The following is a 17314-nucleotide window of genomic DNA, read 5'->3' as shown; positions in this document are numbered from 1 at the left end:
ATTCCCTTACGGCACCGGATCATAGCCGTGCCCGCCCCACGGATGACAACGCGCGATCCGCTTCGCCGCCAGCCAGCCGCCACGTGCGGCCCCATAGCGGCGCAGCGCCTCGATTGCATAGGCCGAACAGCTTGGCTGATATCGGCACGACGGCGGCAGGATCAGCGAAGGGCCAAGCTGCCAGCCGCGCGCCAGGAGGATCAACAGCCGTGCGATCATCGGCTGACCTTGCGCAGCGCCTTGCTGAGCTCCGCCCGAAGACTGGCATAATCACGTTCGATGCCGCCCATGCGGCCAATCAGCACGTGATCGGCGCCAGATACGCCCTCAGTCGGCAACAGCTCACGCGCCAAGGCACGCAACCGGCGCTTCATCCGGTTACGTACCACAGCGTTGCCGATCTTCTTGGTTACGGTGTAGCCAACGCGCATCGCAGCGTCGCCATCATCGCGTGGGCGCACCAGCAGCACGAAGCCAGGCATTGGCGCACGCCGTCCAGCATTCGCCGCCAGGAAATCCCGGCGGCGAGTAAGCATGGTCAAGCTTGAGTCCGTCTTATCCTGTAAGACGGTTAGGCCGACAGCTTCTTGCGGCCGCGCGCCCGGCGCGCGCGGATCACGGCGCGACCGCCGACCGTCGCCATCCGTGCACGGAAGCCGTGACGGCGTGCCCGCACCAGGTTGCTCGGCTGAAAGGTCCGCTTCATGGTTCATTCCCGAATCTGAAAAATAAAGGCCGCCACGAGGGACGGCCCGAATGGTGCGCGGCATAAGCGAAGGCGCGGTGCAAGTCAACGCGAGCCGAGGACACGATCGCGCGCGCGCCGCCGCCGCTCGCTGGGCCGGCGCATGACCCGATCGACCATGTTGCCAATGCGCGGCCAGCGCCGCTTCACCCGCGCCCAGCGCACCTGAGCCCAGCGCGAGTTGCGCAGGATCAGGATCATTCCCCCTGCAAACAGGAAGATGCCGCCAGGGCCGGGCAGGGGACCCATCAGCGCGGCACCCACAAGCAGGAGCCCACCGAGGGTCAGTTGCAGAATACGCATCACAGGATGGCGGTCGCGCATGGCAGCCATGTGGCGAAGGTGTGTTGCATTGGCAAGACGCGCGCGGGAGCTTCGCAGCGGCCGGAAAGCCGGTATGAGCAGGGGTGGGGAGCAGGGGGGATCTATGGCGGCGATCGTCGCAACGGTAGCGTATCTCGGATTGGAGGCGCGCGCCGTTGAAGTGCAGGTGCAGCTGATTGCAGGCTTGCCAGCATTCAATCTGGTCGGACTGGCCGATAAAGCGGTGGGTGAGAGTCGCGAGCGGGTTCGGGGAGCGATCGCCGCAATGGGGCTTGCGCTGCCGCCGAAGAGAATCGCGGTCAACCTGTCGCCGGCGGATTTGCCTAAGGAGGGGTCACATTTCGACCTGCCGATTGCGCTTGGCCTGCTGGCCGCGATGGGGGTGGTCGATGCCGAAGCGCTGGCCGAATATGTTATTGTTGGCGAACTGACACTGGATGGCCGGCTCGCGCCCTCGCCGGGCGTGTTGCTGGCGGCGCTGCACGCGGCGGAAATCGGCAATGGGCTGATTTGTCCCGCCTCCCAAGGCGCAGAGGCAGCCTGGAGTGGATCAATCGACGTGGTCGCCGCACCCGACCTCCTGTCGCTCATCAATCATCTGAAAGGCCATGGCCTTTTGCCGGCACCGCGCGCCGGCGACGTAGAGACGAGCGCAAAAGGCCCCGACTTGCGGCAGGTCCGTGGTCAGGAAACGGCAAAACGCGCGCTGGAGATTGCAGCGGCCGGCAACCACAATCTGCTGATGGTCGGGCCGCCGGGCTCGGGCAAGTCGCTGATGGCGGCGTGCTTGCCGGGAATACTGCCGCCGCTCGACCCCGGGGAAGCGCTTGAGGTCTCCACGGTGCAGTCGGTGGCCGGCACGCTGGAGGGTGGGCGGCTGACGCGCACCCGCCCCTTCCGCGCACCGCATCACTCTGCCTCCATGGCGGCGCTGACGGGCGGCGGGCTGAAGGTGCGGCCGGGCGAGGTGAGCATGGCGCACCTCGGCGTACTCTTTCTCGACGAGTTGCCTGAGTTCCAGCGCGCCGTCCTCGACTCGCTGCGGCAGCCGCTCGAGTCCGGGAACGTCAGCGTGGCCCGGGCCAATGCGCACGTTACGTTCCCCGCGAAAGTTCAGTTGGTCGCGGCGATGAACCCCTGCCGGTGCGGCTATCTTGGCGATGCGGGGCTCGCGTGCGCAAGAGCTCCAAAATGCGCGGCGGATTACCAGGCGAAGGTTTCTGGTCCGCTGCTCGACCGGATCGACCTGCACGTGGAAGTGCAGGCGGTCAGTGCCGTGGACCTGATGCTGCCACCCTCCGCGGAAGGATCGGCGGAGGTCGCGACGCGAGTCGCTGCAGTGCGCAGCGCCCAGGCGGAGCGTTATCGCGAAGCCGGGATCCGCACGAATGCGGAAATCGATGGCGAGCTGCTGGAGAAGTTCGCGACGCCTGATCCTGCCGGTCGCGCCCTGCTGGCGCAGGCGGCCGAAGCGATGCGGCTATCCGCTCGCGGTTATACCCGCATCCTGCGGGTGGCGCGCACGATCGCTGACATGGCCGGCAGTGCCGAGATCGGACGCCTTCATGTGGCCGAGGCGCTGAGCTATCGACGGCAGCCGCCGAGGAACTAGGCGGCGTCCCGCTCGCTCAGCCGACGAGGCGGCGCTCAGCTTCTGACGCTGCGCTGCCGGCGGCTAGCAGACGGCGCTCGGCCAGCAGCCGACGCGTATTCGCCGCGTCCATCGGGCGGCCGTACAGATATCCCTGTCCGCGCGCGCACCCGAGTGCGCGCATCCGCGCTTCCAGCGCAAGATCCTCAATGCCTTCCGCGGTCACCGGCAGGTTCAGGCTAGCCCCGACACTGGCGACGGCACCCACAAGGGCGGCGCTGTCCTGATCATCAGCGATCGCCTGCACGAAGCTGCGGTCGATCTTGATCCGGTCAAAGGGAAGCGCGCGCAGGTGGCCGAGGCTGGAATAGCCAGTGCCGAAATCGTCGAGCGCGACGCGGATGCCCTGGTTCTTCAGGCTGCCGATAATGGATTGAGCAAGCGGCAGATTCTCGAGCAATGCCCGTTCGGTGATCTCGATCTCCAGCCGATGCGCGGGGAATCCGGTTTCCAGCAGTAGCTTGATGATCTTCTGCGGCAGCCAAGCATCGCGCAATTGGACGGGCGAGACGTTGATCGAGATGGTTAGTGCCGGATCCCAATCGCGAGCGGCCTGGAGGGCTTGGCTCATCAGAGACTGGGAAAGATCGGCTATCATGCCGGTCTGTTCGGCAATGGGGATGAAGCGATCCGGTTTGATCTGACCGTGTATCGGATGTTCCCACCGCGCGAGCACTTCAAAGCCGAGCAGCTGGCCACTGCTCAGATCGATCTGCTGGTCGAAATAGGGCACGATCTGCCCGGCCGGGATGGCGGCGCGAAGCGCGCTCTCCAACTCGTTGCGGGCGTGCAGCGCGCGGGCCATGTCCGGATCGAACCAGCTGAAGCGATTTCGGCCGGCTTCCTTTGCGGCATACATCGCGATGTCTGCCGCCCGAATGAGGGCTTCGACCGAGGTGCGCTCCTGATCGGAGCGCGCGATCCCGATCGAGGCGGAAACACGGATCGACGTATCGCCAAGATCAACCGGGCGCGCCAGCCGGCTGACCAGCCGTTCCGCGATACGCTGCACCGTCTTCGGCTCGGATGGATTGAAGATGAAGACGCAGGCAAACTCGTCCCCCCCGACGCGCGCAGCGAGGGACAAGGGCGGAAGTTCGTTGCGAATCTCCGTCGCGATGCGGGCAAGCAGCGCGTCGCCAACCGCGTGGCCGTGCAGATCGTTAATCGTCTTGAACCGATCGAGGTCGATCATGAGCATCGCAACGGCGAGGCGGCGCTGCGTAGCGTCCTGGATCATCGCCGCGCCTTCTTCGACCAGGGCGCGCCGGTTCAGAAAACCGGTGAGGGGATCGTTGAGGGAAAGTCGACGCGCACCTTCGCTGCTGTCCAGATGATGGTGCAATCGCTGTGCGAGCTCCACGTGGCGTTTGCGACCGACGAGAATGACCGCAAGATTCAGCAGAAGTGCGATGATGAGCGGCCATACCAGCGGTTCCGCCGCTGCCGACCCGTTTCGGATAACGGCTATGATCACTGCGGCCATGACGACCACGCACAATGCGACGGCCGCCATCGTCGCGAGGCCGACCGGCGTCGCGCGCGTCTCGCCCCCGGCAGGACGCGCGGGCTCGTAGGCGGTGGACTCATCCATGTCCTGCCACTTTGCGACGATAGTATGTAGAAGGCGTTAATGGTGCCGCGGCTTGCCCTTGCTGGCTTGTTGCGTTACAGGGCGCGCACGTTCCGTGTTGAACGCTGATGACAAGCGCCCATGTGGTGCACGCTGGCCGGCGAGGTTTCGCCCGCCGGCGCTTTTGCGTTTGGGCGGGTGAAGGAGTTTTGACGCGATGTTCGACAGCCTGAGCGATCGTCTTGGCGGTGTGTTCGATCGTCTGCGCGGCCGCGGCGCGCTGACGGAGGCGGACGTGCGCCAAGCGATGCGCGAAGTGCGCGTCGCCCTGCTGGAGGCGGACGTCGCGCTGCCGGTTGCGCGTCAGTTCGTCGACGATGCAACCGAGAAGGCGATCGGCCAGAACGTGCTTCGCTCGGTCACACCGGGCCAGCAGGTCGTCAAGATCGTCCATGACGCGCTGGTCGCGATGCTGGGCGGGGAAGATCCGCAGGCCGCCGAGCTGAAGATCGACGTCACGCCGCCGGCGGTGGTGATGATGGTCGGCCTGCAGGGTTCGGGCAAGACGACTACCACCGCGAAGATCGCCAAGCGGTTGTCGGGCGGCCAGATGGGTCGCGATCGCAAGAAGGTGCTGATGGCGTCGCTCGACGTCAATCGTCCTGCTGCGCAGGAGCAGCTCGCGACGCTCGGCAAGCAGGTCGAGGTCCAGACGCTGCCCATCGTGCCGGGCCAGCAACCGGTGGAGATTGCGCGGCGGGCGCTGCAGGCCGCGAAGCTGCAGGGTTTCGACGTCCTGATGCTCGATACGGCGGGCCGCTTGCACGTCGACCAGGCGTTGATGGACGAGATGAAGGCCGTCGCGGAAATCGCGACGCCGCAGGAAATCCTGCTCGTCGTCGACTCGCTGACGGGGCAGGACGCGGTCAACGTCGCCCAAAGCTTCTCCGATCAGGTGCCGCTCACCGGTGTCGTGCTGACCCGGATGGATGGCGACGCGCGCGGCGGCGCGGCGCTTTCGATGCGCGCCGTCACTGGCAAGCCGATCAAGTTCGCCGGCGTCGGCGAAAAGATGGATGCGCTCGAGGCGTTCCATGCCGAGCGCGTTGCCGGCCGTATCCTCGGCATGGGCGACGTCGTCAGCCTCGTCGAAAAGGCGGCGGAGTCGATCCAGCAGGAAGACGCCGAACGCATGGCTGCGAAGCTGGCCAAGGGTCAGTTCGACATGAACGACCTGCGCGGCCAGCTGGCGCAGATGCGGCGCATGGGCGGCCTTGGCGCGCTCGCGGGCATGATCCCGGGCATGAAGAAGGCGCAGGCGGCGATGGCCAACGGCGCGGTCGATGAACGCATCCTGCTTCGTATGGACGCGATGATCACCTCGATGACGCCCAAGGAGCGCGCCAAGCCGGAACTGATCAACGCCAAGCGCAAGATCCGCATCGCCAAGGGCAGCGGCACGACCGTTCAGGACGTGAACAAGCTCCTGAAGATGCATCAGGAGATGTCCACGGCGATGAAGAAGATCCGCAAGATGGGCGGCATCAAGGGCATGCTGGCCATGCTCGGCAAAGGTGGCCCTGGCGGCGGCATGGCCGGCATCGGCAATGCCATCGGCGGCCCGGAGCTTGGCGACATGCTGGGCAAGGCGGGTGGCGGTGGGCTGCCGGGCCTGCCTGGTTTGGGCGGTGGTGGCGCGCTGCCGCCGGGATTTCCGAAGTTCAAGAAGTAATTTTTTCAGATACGTAGAAGGAAGAGACTACAATGGCACTGAGCATTCGCCTGTCGCGTGGCGGTTCGAAGAAGCGTCCTTATTACCGCATTGTCGTTGCCGATGCGCGTAGCCCCCGCGATGGCCGTTTCATCGAGAAGATCGGCAACTACAACCCGCTGCTCGCCAAGGACGACGAGAAGCGCATTGTGCTGGACGCCGAGCGTGCCCGTCACTGGCTGAGCAACGGTGCGCAGCCGACCGACCGCGTTGCTCGCTTCCTCGACGCGGCTGGCGTGCGTGAGCGTGCGGCCCGCAACAACCCGAAGAAGGCCGAGCCGGGCGAGAAGGCCAAGGAGCGCGCCGAGGAGCGCGCCGAGAAGCTGAAGGCACAGCAGGAGGCTGAGGCTGAAGCGGCGAACGCAGGTTCGGGCGAGACCGAAGCGGCCGAAGCAACCGCCGAGTAAGCATCCGATCCGATCATGGCGCGTTCCTTTCGCTGAAAGGAGCTCGCCATGATTCCAGATCCTGACCCCCGGACCGCCAATGATGACGACGAAAAGGTCGCCAGCAACGAAGGGGTCTCCGCCCCCGACCCAGCTGAAGGGCGCGACGACGCCCCGGCCGGCGACGAAGGCTCACCTAACGGGTGAGCCTACCGTCGTCATGGCGGCGGTGACGGGGCCGCACGGCATCGCCGGCGAAGTGAAGCTGAAGCTTTTCGCCGACGATGTGGCGGCGTTCACGTCGTTCAACAACGGAGCGCTGACGCTCCGGTCGCTTCGCGGCAACATCGCCCGGTTCGCCGAAGTACTGGACCGCAACGCCGCAGAAGCGCTGCGCGGAACCGAGTTGACGGTGCCGCGATCGGCGCTGCCTCCTCTTGAGGAGGGGGAATATTATCATGCCGATTTGCTCGGGCTCCCCGTCACATCCGAAGCCGGTGAGGTGATTGGGCAAGTCGTTGCCGTCGAAAATTTCGGGGCTGGCGACGTGATTGAAATCGAGCGGCCGACCGGCAAGCGTTTCATGGTGCCCATGAACCAGCAGGCTGTGCCTGAATGGGATAGCGAACGGCTGGTCGTTGCCGAGGCATTCGCAGCCGAGTGATCGGCGCGTGAGAGCCGGTGGCTCCGCGCAATGAGCGGCTGATCCCTGCCGCTGATCCTGCCTTCACCGTCAAGGTCCAGCATCTAACGTCGCAGCGCGCGTCGCTCGCTGAGCTCGTTACGAATCGTTGTGGCGGCGACCCCGGCCTGACCCATGGCGTGGCTGATCTGATCCAATCCCCTGACGACATCCCCTGCGGCGTACAGCCCGGGCAGCGTGGTACGTTGATGCTCGTCCGTGACGATGCAGCCGTCGTCGGTGCCGCGCGCGCCTGCTGCCAGCGCGAGTTCAGAGCGGATCTTTGATCCCAGCGCGGGATAAACGCTGTCGAAGCGCAGGCGTCCCGCTGCACTATCCATGGCGAACTGTCCGTCTTCGATCGCGAAGCCGCCACACGGGCCGTCGACGCGGGCGATGCCGGCAGTATCAAGTGCGGCAGCGCATTCTTCGTCAAGCATGTGCTCGGCATTCGGCGCAATCAGGGTGATGTCTCTGGAATACCCGCGCAGGAAGAGCGCTTCCCGCATGCCGTGGCTGCCGGTTCCGATCACCCCGATCCGCTTGTCCGTGACCTCATAGCCGTCGCAGATCGGGCAATAGCGAAGCAGTCCTTGTTCCAGGGCGCGGTCATGCAGCGCATCATCCATGTCGGGTCGGTTGTTCACCACGCCGGTCGCCAGCAGCACTGTCCTGGCCTGAACCTCCATGTCGGAAGTGCGGACGAGGAAGGTGTCCTCCTGTGGCTCAATCCCGGTGACGTGTGCGTGATGGCGCCTTACGCCAAAGGAGGCGGCCTGTTCGCTCATCCGCCCGAGCAGGTCTTTGCCGCTGATCCCCCCCGGAAAACCGGCGTGATTGTGGGTGCAGGGGATCAGGGCGGCTCGGCTGGATCCGTTGTCGAACAACAGAATGTCGAGGTGAAAACGGGCGAGATAAATGGCGGACGTCAGTCCTGCCGGTCCGCCGCCGATGATGACACAATCATGCATGGCGGTCGGAGCGATCAAGAGCGCAGGTGGTTCCATCACCGAAACGGCGCTTCGGGGAGAGGCCGTTTCGCCCGCCCCGATCGACGACGACGGTTCCGCGTTGCCCGTCGTAGTTGACGGGCAAAGGGCGGCAGGTAACGCTGGCACCCGAATACGACCCGGGGGAAGATCATGATCCGCGCGTTATCTGCTGCCTTGCTGCTTGCCTCATCGACTGCTGCCTCAGCGCAGGTGGTGGCACCTGCGCCTGCTGCTGCACCCCGCGCATCAAGCGTGGAGGGCCTTGAGCCGCAGCTTACCATGATCTTCGACACGTGGATGAAGCAGACCCATGTGCCGGGGCTGGTCTATGGCGTGGTGCAAGACGGCAAACTCGTCCTGGTGCGGGGGCTCGGCGTGCAGAACGTCGCCAGTGGTAAGCCGGTGACGCCCGACAGCCTGTTTCGTATTGCGTCCATGTCGAAGGCCTTCACTGCCATGGCGATCCTGAAGCTGCGCGACGAAGATCGCCTGTCGCTGGATGCGCCGGCGGAACGCTATGTCCCCGAAATGCGCGGCTGGACATACCCCAGCGCGGACAGTCGGCGGATCCGGGTGGCGGATCTGCTCCACCACACTGCCGGTTTCGTTGAAGACAATCCTTGGGGCGATCGGCAGCAGCCCCTGCCGGAAGCCGCTTTCAGTGCCATGCTTAAGTCGGGCGTGCCGTTCGCCCAGACGCCCGGTCAACGAATGGAATATTCCAACCTTGGTTATGCCACGCTGGGACGGATCGTGAGCAATGTGTCGGGGGTCCGCTACCAGGACTACATACGCCGCGAGATCATGGCGCCCTTGGGGATGACGTCCACAGGCTATGATGTGCTGAACGGGCCACAGGACGTGCGTGCTCTTGGTTATCGCTGGCAGGACGACGCCTGGGTTCGCGAACCGGACATGGCGGACGGCGCGTTTGGAGCGATGGGCGGGGTGCAGACCAGTGCCAATGATTACTGGCGCTGGGTTGCCTTTCTTCTCTCTGGCTGGCCGGCCCGCGACGGCGCCGAAGCCGGTCCGATAAAGCGTGCGACAGTTCGCGAGATTGTCGAGGGCGCCAATTTCGTAAGCACGGTAGACAAAGCGAGCGCGTCCGGACGGATGTGTCGGGTGGCCACGGCTTATGGGATGGGCTGGTCCGTCGTGAATGACTGTGATGTCGGCCGCATCGTGTCTCACAGCGGCGGTTACCCAGGCTATGGCTCGATCGTAATGATGTTGCCGGACGCAGGCGTGGGTGTATTCGCCTTCGCGAACCGGACCTATGCCGGGCCCAGCAAGCCGGTGCTGGAGGTGCTCTACCAGTTGCGTCAGGCCGGGCTTGCGGATGAACGCGCGCTTCCGGTCTCCACTGACCTTGCCCGCGCCTATGACATCGCGCGCGATGTGTGGAAGCGCGGTGATCCCGCTCGCGCGCCGCTGGCGAACAACGTGGCGCTTGATCGCGATCTGGCCCGGCGTCGCAAGGATATCGTTGAACTGAAGGAGCGCGTCGGCGCCTGTCGCACCGATGCGCCGATTATGCCCATCTCTGCCATGGAGGGCACGTTCACCTGGACGTGCGCCAACGGCAACGTCGCCGGACGGGTGCAGCGTGCGCCGACACCAGCGTTGAGTCTTCAGGTGTTGAGCTTTACCGCCGCCGAGTGACCTTTCATGCAACCGTCCTGACGCTTTACCCCGAGATGTTCCCCGGGCCACTTGGCTATGCCATCGCCGGCAGGGCGCTGGCGGAGGGACGTTGGGCGCTCGACGCCGTCAATATTCGCGACTTCGCTACCGACCGCCACCGCACGGTGGACGACACGCCGGCGGGCGGTGGGGCGGGAATGGTACTGCGGGTCGATATCCTGTCAGCGGCGGTGGACGCGCAGGGGCAAGGCCGACCGGTTCTTGCCATGACTCCGCGGGGCAAGCCGCTGACCCAGGCGCGGGTGCGCGCGCTTGCGGCAGGGCCGGGCGCCATCATTCTGTGCGGGCGCTTCGAGGGTTTTGACGAGCGCTTGTTCGAGGGTCGCCAAATCGAGGAGGTTTCGATCGGCGACTATGTGCTGTCCGGTGGGGAGACGGCCGCGCTGGTCCTCCTGGACGCTTGCGTCCGGCTGCTTCCCGGCGTAATGGGCGCCGCTTCAAGCGGTGTCGAGGAAAGCCACGAAAGCGGCCTGCTCGAGTATCCGCATTATACCCGACCTCAGGAATGGGAAGGGCGCACGATCCCCGAAGTGCTGCGATCGGGGGATCATGCGAAAATCGCCGCCTGGCGTCAGCGCCGGGCGGAGGAAGATACACGGCTACGGCGGCCGGACCTGTGGGAGCGCCACGTCGGCGCTCGGGTCAACCGCCCTCTGGCGCGCGGCGACGAACAGGAATGAAGTTTATGAACCTGATCCAGCAGCTCGAAGCCGAGCAGATTGCCAAGCTGACCGCGAACAAGAAGATCCCGGAATTCCGCCCGGGTGATACGCTCAAGGTCGGTGTGAAGGTCGTCGAGGGTGAGCGTACCCGCGTCCAGAACTACGAAGGCGTGTGCATCGCGCGTTCGAACAAGGGCATGGGCTCGTCGTTCACCGTCCGCAAGATCTCGTTTGGTGAGGGCGTGGAGCGCGTGTTCCCGCTGTACTCGCCGAACGTTGATTCGATCGAGGTGGTGCGTAAGGGCGCCGTCCGTCGCGCGAAGCTCTATTACCTGCGCGGTCGTACGGGCAAGTCGGCGCGTATCGCCGAGCGTCGCGACAACCGTCCGACGGCTGCCGCTGCGGAGTAATCCCTCAGCGCAATCAGTCGAAAAGGCGTCGGTGGTCCACCACCGGCGCCTTTTTTTATTGGTCAGGTCGCCGGCCGACGCGGATGCCCTCGGGCGCGAAGCGGATCAGGAAGCGCGCGGATGGCTCCTTGGCGGATCGCCCTGAAGATCAGCGCTGCCCCGAACGATCTCCACGATGCGATCGCCCAGTTGTACGGATGCGGCCTCAGGCTGATCAAAGCCGATGCATAGGCCGCCCCTGAACATGCGCACGCCCAACCCCGTGGCAAGGCCGGTTAGCGGCCGACCGACGTCGTCCGCCGTCGCATCTCTTTCGTGCAAGGCCACGCGGCCGTGGGCCGCGGCGAGATCAGTCAAATATTCAGAGACGTGCGGACCATTGGTGGATCCCGCAAGCAACAGCCCGGCAAAGCTCGCCGGATTGATCACGACGTCCGCGCCCGCCTGGCGCGCGAGCGGCTCGTTGTCATCGGATCGTATTACCGCGCTGATCCGAACCTGTCCCGAAAGGCGGCGCGCCGTCAGAACGATCAGGATCGTAGTATCGTCTCGCCCGGCAGAGACCATCAGCGTTGCGGCGTGATCGATGCGGGCAATCTGCAGGGTCGCGTCACGCGTCGCATCACCGTCCAGAACGACAGCGCCACATCCCTCGGCATCGGAAAGCGCCCGCTCGTCGCGATCAATGACGACGATGTTTGCCGGATCCACTTCTCGCCGGATCAGCTCCCGGAGCGCCTCAGTGCCGCTGGTGCCATAACCGGCGATCACGACATGGCCGCTCAACTGACGTTGGATGACCCTCATCCGCCACCTTTGCCATGTGCGCCGCAACAGGAAGTCATAAGCTGTCCCTAGGAAGATCAGCCACACGAACAAGCGGATAGGCGTGACGATGAAGGTATCGAACAGCCGTGCGCTGTCCGTTACCGGAACAATGTCGCCGTAACCCACCGTCGTGACGGTGATCATGGTGAAGTACAGTACGTCCGTGAAGCTGATCGACCCATCGATGTTGTCGCGCAAACCTTCGCGGTCGAACCAGTGCCCGCCCAGCGCCACCCCGATCAGCGCCAGCGCCAGTGCGACGCGAAGTCCAAGGCTGGCCCAGTCCGGCAGCGCGCTGCGGCGCCGCAGGTGCAGATCCTTGACGTGCTTGTTCAGGCGCATTGCCGCGACCTAAACCCGCAAGCCGTACCAAGTCGAGATCCCCTGCCGTCGCAGGGCGGGCCGACCATCAGGTCGTCTCCCGTGCGGGAGGTGGCCAGCAGGTACGCCGGGCGCACAATCCCCTGGTGCTGCGCCGGCGGGATCGCGGCTGCGCGCTTTGCGCTTCGGCGGAAGCCGGGCTAACCCGCTGGCTCACTGCATTTGGGAAGAGTGAATGCGCATATGGATGGCGGCGATCGGAGCCGGGCTAACGATCTGGGCAGGCGCTGCGATGGCTAAGTCACCTATGCCGCCGGAGAAGTTGACCCTCCAGCGTGTGTTCGCAAGCCCTGATCTTGCCGGCGGTCAGCCCCAAGCGTTGCGCCTTTCGCCCGACGGCACGCTGCTGACGTCGGTGCGGCCGCGTTCCGACGAGCGCAACCGCTTCGATCTGTGGGCGATGGACACCCGTACCGGGCAATCCCGCATGCTGGTGGACTCGCGCAAGGTTGGTAGCGGCGCTGAACTTTCCGAGGCGGAAAAGATGCAGCGCGAGCGCGACCGGTCCAAGACCGGAAAGACCGGCATCCTCGACTACGATTGGGCCCCGGATGGCAAGTCGATCCTGGTGCCGGTGGACGGCGAGTTGTTCGTCGCCACTCTCGATGGCAACGTTCAGCGGCTGGATGGAACGCGGGGCGCACTGAACCCAGTGGTATCCCCGCGCGGCACCTACGTCAGCTTCGTCCGCGATCAGAACCTGTGGGTGCAGCCCGCCGCCGGCGGTGGTGCGCGCCAGCTGACCACGGAGGGCAGCGGTACCGTTCACTTCGGCGAGGCAGAATTTGTCGCGCAGGAGGAAATGCATCGGCGAACCGGCTATTGGTGGTCGCCGAACGACCGGCTGTTGGCCGTCGAGCGGTTCGACGAGGCGCCGGTGCGTGTGTTTACCCGGGCTTCGATCGGCGCCACCGGCACCAGTATCTACCAACAGCGCTACCCAGCGGCAGGGACGCCGAACGTCCTGGTCGATCTCTTCATCATGAAGCCGGATGGAACGGGCAAGGTAAAGGTAGACCTCGGACCGGAGCGCGACATTTATCTCGCCAGGGTGGATTGGCTGCCGGATGGTTCGGCGTTGCTGGTACAGCGGCAGTCGCGAGACCAGCGTACGCTGGACATGCTTCGAGTCGATCCAGCGACCGGCAAGTCGACCGTGCTGTTCAGCGAGCGGGCAGGCGAGAAGAGCTGGGTCAACCTTTCCGACGCTTATCGGCTGCTTAGCGACGGGAGCCTGATCTGGCGGTCGGAGCGGGACGGCTTCGGCCATTTGTATCGCTGGAAGGCGGGCAACTGGACCCAGCTTACCAAGGGGCAGTGGGTGGTCGACTCGCTGGTTGCCGTGGATGAGGCAAATGGCCGGGTGGTCTTTACCGCCAACAAGGATGGCGTGCTTGAACGCCACGTCTACGCGCTCAACCTGGCGCGGCCGGAGCAGATCACCCGGCTGACCGAGGCCGGATGGTCTCTCGGCGGAGTGGTGGCGGATGGCGCAGGAACGCGCTTCATCATCAGCCGATCCAACCCGAGCCAGCCCAGGCAGACCTATATCGCCGACGCAAATGGCAAGCGGATTGCCTGGGTGAACGAGAATGCGGTCGCAGGCGATCACCCCTATGCGCCGTTCCTGGCCACGCACCGCCCGACCGAGTTCGGCACCATCAAGGCTGCGGACGGTACGCCCTTGCACTGGCAGATGATCACGCCGGTGCTGCAGAAGGGCAAGCGATACCCCGTCTTCTTCATGCACTATGGCGGTCCCGGCAGCCAGGACGTGTGGCGCGATTGGCCCGGCAACATGCCGCTGCGCCAGTTCCTGGTGCAGCAGGGATGGATCGTTTTTCAGATCGACAATCGCGGTTCGGACAATCGTGGCAAAGCATTTGAGGACGCAATCTGGCACGCGATGGGCACGGTCGAGGTGGACGACCAACTCGCCGGTGCCGGTTACCTGAAATCGCTCCCGTTCGTGGATCCGGACAAGATCGCGATCTATGGCTGGTCCTACGGCGGCTATCTGACCCTGAAGATGATGGAAGCACACCCGGGCGTGTTCGCGGCCGGTATCTCAGGCGCGCCGGTCACGGACTGGGCGTTGTATGATACTCATTATACAGAGCGTTACATGGGTGATCCGACGCGCGATGCGGAGGCTTACCGTGGCTCCAGTGCGCTGGAGCAAGCGGCCCGGATCAGCGATCCACTGATGCTGATGCACGGCATGGCCGATGACAACGTGTTCCTCGACAATGCAACTGCGTTTGCGGCCCGGATGCAGTCCGCCAACAAGCCCTTCGAGATGATGCTGTATCCTGGCAAGGCACACGGCGCGGTGCGGGAGATCCATCCCTGGACGACGATGCTCAACTTCCTTGACCGGCATGTGACGAAAAATGGCGTAAAGTAAAGCTTTGTTGGCAGAATCTTTCGCGCGCGGCTAAGGCCGCGCGGTTACGAGTTGAAGGACTGGTTTATGGGTTACCGGGTGGTGGTCGCTGGAGCGACGGGCAATGTCGGGCGCGAGATGATCAACATCCTCGCTGAGCGCGAGTTTCCGGCTGACGAGATTGCCGTACTCGCCTCCTCTCGATCGGTCGGTGACCAGATCGAATATGGCGAGACGGGCCGGATGCTGAAGGTCCAGAACATCGAGCATTTCGATCCGACCGGTTGGGATTTCGCCCTGTTCGCGATCGGCAGCGAGGCGACCAAGGTTTATGCTCCCAAGTTCGCGGCGGTTGGCTGCACGGTGATCGACAATTCGTCGCTGTACCGCATGGATCCAGACGTGCCGCTGATTGTCCCTGAGGTAAACCCCGGTGACATCGATGGCTTCCGCAAGAAGAACATCATTGCCAATCCGAATTGCTCCACGGCGCAGATGGTGGTGGCCCTGAAGCCGTTGCACGACGTCGCAAAGATCAAGCGCGTGGTGGTGGCGACCTATCAGTCGGTTTCGGGAGCCGGCAAGCAGGGCATGGACGAACTGTTCGAGCAGAGCCGGAACATCTTCGTCGGCGATCAGGCCGAGGCCAAGAAGTTCACCAAGCAGATCGCCTTCAACGTCATTCCGCACATCGACAGCTTCCTTGAGGACGGCTCGACCAAGGAAGAGTGGAAGATGGTGGTGGAGACCAAGAAGATCCTCGATCCGAAGGTGAAAGTCACCGCCACCTGCGTGCGGGTGCCCGTGTTCGTCGGACATTCAGAGGCGATCAACATCGAGTTCGAGAACGAAATTTCCGCGGAAGAGGCGCAGAAGATCCTGCGCGAGGCGCCCGGCGTGATGCTGGTCGATAAGCGTGAGGATGGCGGCTACGTCACCCCTGTGGAGTGCGTGGGCGATTATGCCACCTTCATCAGCCGCGTGCGGGAAGACTCCACGGTCGAGAATGGTCTGTCGCTCTGGTGCGTGAGCGACAACCTGCGCAAGGGCGCGGCGCTCAACGCAGTGCAGATCGCGGAGTTGCTGGGGCGCCGGCACCTGAAGAAGGCGGCCTAACGCCTTCTTTCGTCTAGGTTCGCTCGATCAATGCGGGGGCGCTTCCAACGGGGGCGCCCCCGTTTTCGTCTGTTGCGACGTGCATGGGGACCGCGAGATCACCCGCTGGAGGTCACTCGCTGTGCACCACCTCGATCTTGCCCTTTGGCTTCTGCAACAGCAGCACCAAGGGAACGGCCGCGAACGAAATCCAGCTCATCAAGTAGAAATCATCGAGATAGGCGATCATTGCCGCCTGCTTGTTCACCATCGCGTCTGCCATCGACATGGCAGCGTCCGACAGGGAGCCAAGTTCGCTGAGCCGTGCGAGATCGAAGCCCGCAATGGTGTTCCGGGTAACGTGCTGCGCCAAGTCCGCATGGCTGATCTGCGTATTACGAGCGAGCAGCACGGTGACCATGGAAATGCCGGCTGACTGCCCGATCGACCGGAACAGGTTCAGCAGGCTCGACCCGTCGGTCCGATAACGTCCGTCTAGGGTGGCAAAGGCGAGGGCGTTCAGCGGCATGAAGACCAGCCCCATGCCCAGTCCCTGAACGAAGCCCGCGGTGATCACCGGCCAGAAATCCTGCTCAAGGGAAAAGCCGGACATCTGGCGCAGCGATACGCCAAATATAACCAGCCCCACCATGATGACGATGCGCGTGTCGACCTTCCCCATCATCTGGCCGGCCAGCCACATGGTGAACAGGACGCCAATGCCGCGCGGCGCCATCATCACGCCCGTATCGATAACCGGATAGCCGAACAGGTTCTGGAGCATCGGCGGCAGCAGCGCCATCGGCGCCATGGTCGAGATACCGACCACCAGCATGAAGAGCAGGCCGGTCACCAGGTTCCGGTTCCGGAACAGCGCTCGATCGAACAACGGCTTTTTGGCCGTGGCGAAGTGGAAAATCGACAGCCAGGTAAACGCTACCGTCACCAGCGCTTCGATGATCACTTCCCAACTGTCGAACCAATCCTCGCTTTGCCCCCGGTCCAGCATCAGCTGAAATGCCGCTACGGCGACCCCGAGGTAAACGAAGCCGGCAAAGTCGAACGATCGTACAGCCTTGGGCCGGCTGGGTAGTAGAAACCAGAGGATCGCGAACGTCAGCGCCCCGACCGGTACGTTGACGTAGAACACCCAGCGCCAGTTATAGCTTTCGGTCAGCCATCCGCCGAGCACCGGACCCATGATCGGGCCGACCATCACGCCCATGCCCCAGACGCTCATCGCCTTGGCGGCATTGCCTGGAGGGTTGATGTCCAGCATCGATGTCTGGGACAAAGGATTGATAAAGGCGGCAAAAACGCCCTGGAAGACGCGGAAGATCACCATCTCTTCAAGGCTCGTGGCAATGCCGCAGAGCATGGAAGCGACGATGAAGCCGCCTACCGCAATGAGGAACAGGTTCCGGCTTCCAACGCGATCGGAAAGCCAGCCTGTCGCCGGGAGCGCGATCGCCGTCGCCACGATGTAGCTCGTCAGCACCCAAGTGACGGTATCCACCGTGGCGCCGAGGCTGGTCATCATATGTGGCAGCGCCACGTTGGCGATCGTGGTGTCCAGGATCTGCATGATCATGGCACCCATGATGCCGATCGTCAGCAGACCGCGATTGTTCGTTTCCAGCAGCGGCTTCCCGTCGGTGAGATTTGCCGCCGCCGGAGCTTGCCGCCCCGGCGGTGTTGCGGCCGCTGCCCGTGACGCCATG

17 protein-coding genes and 1 pseudogene are annotated in these 17314 nt (G+C 64.1%); 10 read left to right on the top strand and 8 right to left on the bottom strand.

The window, feature by feature from the left end; all coding sequences use genetic code 11:
• Positions 1-6 precede the first annotated feature (6 nt).
• The 4 genes from yidD to LQ954_RS08230 form a co-directional block, all read right to left on the bottom strand.
• Positions 7-219: a membrane protein insertion efficiency factor YidD gene (gene yidD, locus LQ954_RS08245; RefSeq protein ID WP_227769935.1), complete on the bottom strand. Its 213-nt coding sequence runs from the start codon at positions 217-219 to the stop codon at positions 7-9.
• Positions 216-536, bottom strand: a complete 321-nt coding sequence (gene rnpA, locus LQ954_RS08240) for a ribonuclease P protein component (RefSeq protein ID WP_227771017.1) — start codon at positions 534-536, stop codon at positions 216-218. Before rnpA ends, yidD begins: the two co-directional genes overlap by 4 nt.
• 35 nt (positions 537-571) lie before the next feature.
• Positions 572-706, bottom strand: coding sequence for a 50S ribosomal protein L34 (gene rpmH, locus LQ954_RS08235; RefSeq protein ID WP_028056723.1), 135 nt, complete (start codon positions 704-706; stop codon positions 572-574).
• Between the two features lie 84 nt (positions 707-790).
• Positions 791-1069: a hypothetical protein gene (locus tag LQ954_RS08230; RefSeq protein ID WP_231022614.1), complete on the bottom strand. Its 279-nt coding sequence runs from the start codon at positions 1067-1069 to the stop codon at positions 791-793.
• A gap of 103 nt (positions 1070-1172) precedes the next feature.
• Between LQ954_RS08230 and LQ954_RS08225 the strand changes: the two genes are divergently transcribed.
• A complete protein-coding gene (locus LQ954_RS08225; RefSeq protein WP_231022613.1) occupies positions 1173-2681 on the top strand; it encodes a YifB family Mg chelatase-like AAA ATPase in 1509 nt (502 codons plus the stop codon).
• A 16-nt stretch (positions 2682-2697) separates the two neighbouring features.
• Here the strand turns inward: LQ954_RS08225 and LQ954_RS08220 are convergent, their stop codons facing one another.
• Positions 2698-4314 carry a putative bifunctional diguanylate cyclase/phosphodiesterase gene (locus LQ954_RS08220; protein WP_231022612.1) on the bottom strand — a complete coding sequence of 539 codons (1617 nt, stop codon included), beginning with the start codon at positions 4312-4314 and terminating at the stop codon, positions 2698-2700.
• 196 nt (positions 4315-4510) lie between these two features.
• Here LQ954_RS08220 and ffh point away from each other — a divergent pair, with 196 nt between their 5' ends.
• Genes ffh through rimM form a run of 4 tightly spaced genes read left to right on the top strand, consistent with a single transcriptional unit; the run spans position 4511 to position 7114 of the window.
• Positions 4511-6025 (top strand): signal recognition particle protein, encoded by a 1515-nt coding sequence (ffh, locus tag LQ954_RS08215; RefSeq protein ID WP_227769939.1) that lies wholly within the window; start codon positions 4511-4513, stop codon positions 6023-6025.
• A gap of 32 nt (positions 6026-6057) precedes the next feature.
• Positions 6058-6471, top strand: a complete 414-nt coding sequence (gene rpsP, locus LQ954_RS08210) for a 30S ribosomal protein S16 (RefSeq protein ID WP_227769940.1) — start codon at positions 6058-6060, stop codon at positions 6469-6471.
• Positions 6472-6519: 48 nt separating this feature from the next.
• The gene (locus tag LQ954_RS08205; RefSeq protein ID WP_227769941.1) at positions 6520-6657 is read left to right on the top strand and encodes a hypothetical protein; all 138 of its coding nucleotides are present in this window, start codon (positions 6520-6522) and stop codon (positions 6655-6657) included.
• A 13-nt stretch (positions 6658-6670) separates the two neighbouring features.
• Positions 6671-7114, top strand: a complete 444-nt coding sequence (rimM, locus tag LQ954_RS08200) for a ribosome maturation factor RimM (protein WP_227769942.1) — start codon at positions 6671-6673, stop codon at positions 7112-7114.
• Positions 7115-7197: 83 nt separating this feature from the next.
• Here the strand turns inward: rimM and LQ954_RS08195 are convergent, their stop codons facing one another.
• Positions 7198-8103 carry an NAD(P)/FAD-dependent oxidoreductase gene (locus LQ954_RS08195; protein WP_231022750.1) on the bottom strand — a complete coding sequence of 302 codons (906 nt, stop codon included), beginning with the start codon at positions 8101-8103 and terminating at the stop codon, positions 7198-7200.
• Between the two features lie 171 nt (positions 8104-8274).
• On the opposite strand from LQ954_RS08195, the gene LQ954_RS08190 reads away from it, so the two are divergent.
• The 3 genes and pseudogenes from LQ954_RS08190 to rplS all read left to right on the top strand — a co-directional run bounded on the left by LQ954_RS08190 (position 8275) and on the right by rplS (position 10903).
• Positions 8275-9789: a serine hydrolase domain-containing protein gene (locus tag LQ954_RS08190; protein WP_231022611.1), complete on the top strand. Its 1515-nt coding sequence runs from the start codon at positions 8275-8277 to the stop codon at positions 9787-9789.
• Positions 9786-10504: pseudogene (gene trmD, locus LQ954_RS08185) on the top strand (tRNA (guanosine(37)-N1)-methyltransferase TrmD); the annotation flags it as partial. The gene LQ954_RS08190 and the pseudogene trmD, both read left to right, overlap by 4 nt.
• Before the next feature lie 12 nt (positions 10505-10516).
• Positions 10517-10903: a 50S ribosomal protein L19 gene (rplS, locus tag LQ954_RS08180; protein ID WP_227771019.1), complete on the top strand. Its 387-nt coding sequence runs from the start codon at positions 10517-10519 to the stop codon at positions 10901-10903.
• Between the two features lie 105 nt (positions 10904-11008).
• Here rplS and LQ954_RS08175 read toward each other — a convergent pair whose 3' ends face one another.
• On the bottom strand, positions 11009-12073 hold the full coding sequence (locus LQ954_RS08175) for a potassium channel family protein (protein WP_227769945.1): 1065 nt from the start codon (positions 12071-12073) through the stop codon (positions 11009-11011).
• 214 nt (positions 12074-12287) lie between these two features.
• Between LQ954_RS08175 and LQ954_RS08170 the strand changes: the two genes are divergently transcribed.
• Both LQ954_RS08170 and LQ954_RS08165 read left to right on the top strand, forming a co-directional pair.
• A complete protein-coding gene (locus tag LQ954_RS08170) occupies positions 12288-14519 on the top strand; it encodes a S9 family peptidase (protein ID WP_443026607.1) in 2232 nt (743 codons plus the stop codon).
• A 66-nt stretch (positions 14520-14585) separates the two neighbouring features.
• Positions 14586-15614, top strand: coding sequence for an aspartate-semialdehyde dehydrogenase (locus tag LQ954_RS08165; RefSeq protein WP_227769947.1), 1029 nt, complete (start codon positions 14586-14588; stop codon positions 15612-15614).
• A gap of 112 nt (positions 15615-15726) precedes the next feature.
• Here LQ954_RS08165 and LQ954_RS08160 read toward each other — a convergent pair whose 3' ends face one another.
• On the bottom strand, positions 15727-17313 hold the full coding sequence (locus LQ954_RS08160; protein WP_231022608.1) for a DHA2 family efflux MFS transporter permease subunit: 1587 nt from the start codon (positions 17311-17313) through the stop codon (positions 15727-15729).
• Between the last annotated feature and the right edge of the window lies 1 nt (position 17314).

The sequence above is a fragment of the Sphingomonas sp. IC-11 genome (genome assembly GCF_021043365.1).
Taxonomy (GTDB): Bacteria; Pseudomonadota; Alphaproteobacteria; order Sphingomonadales; family Sphingomonadaceae; genus Sphingomonas.
Note: the sequence above shows the minus strand (reverse complement) of the source record. Positions and strands in the feature narration are given on the sequence as shown.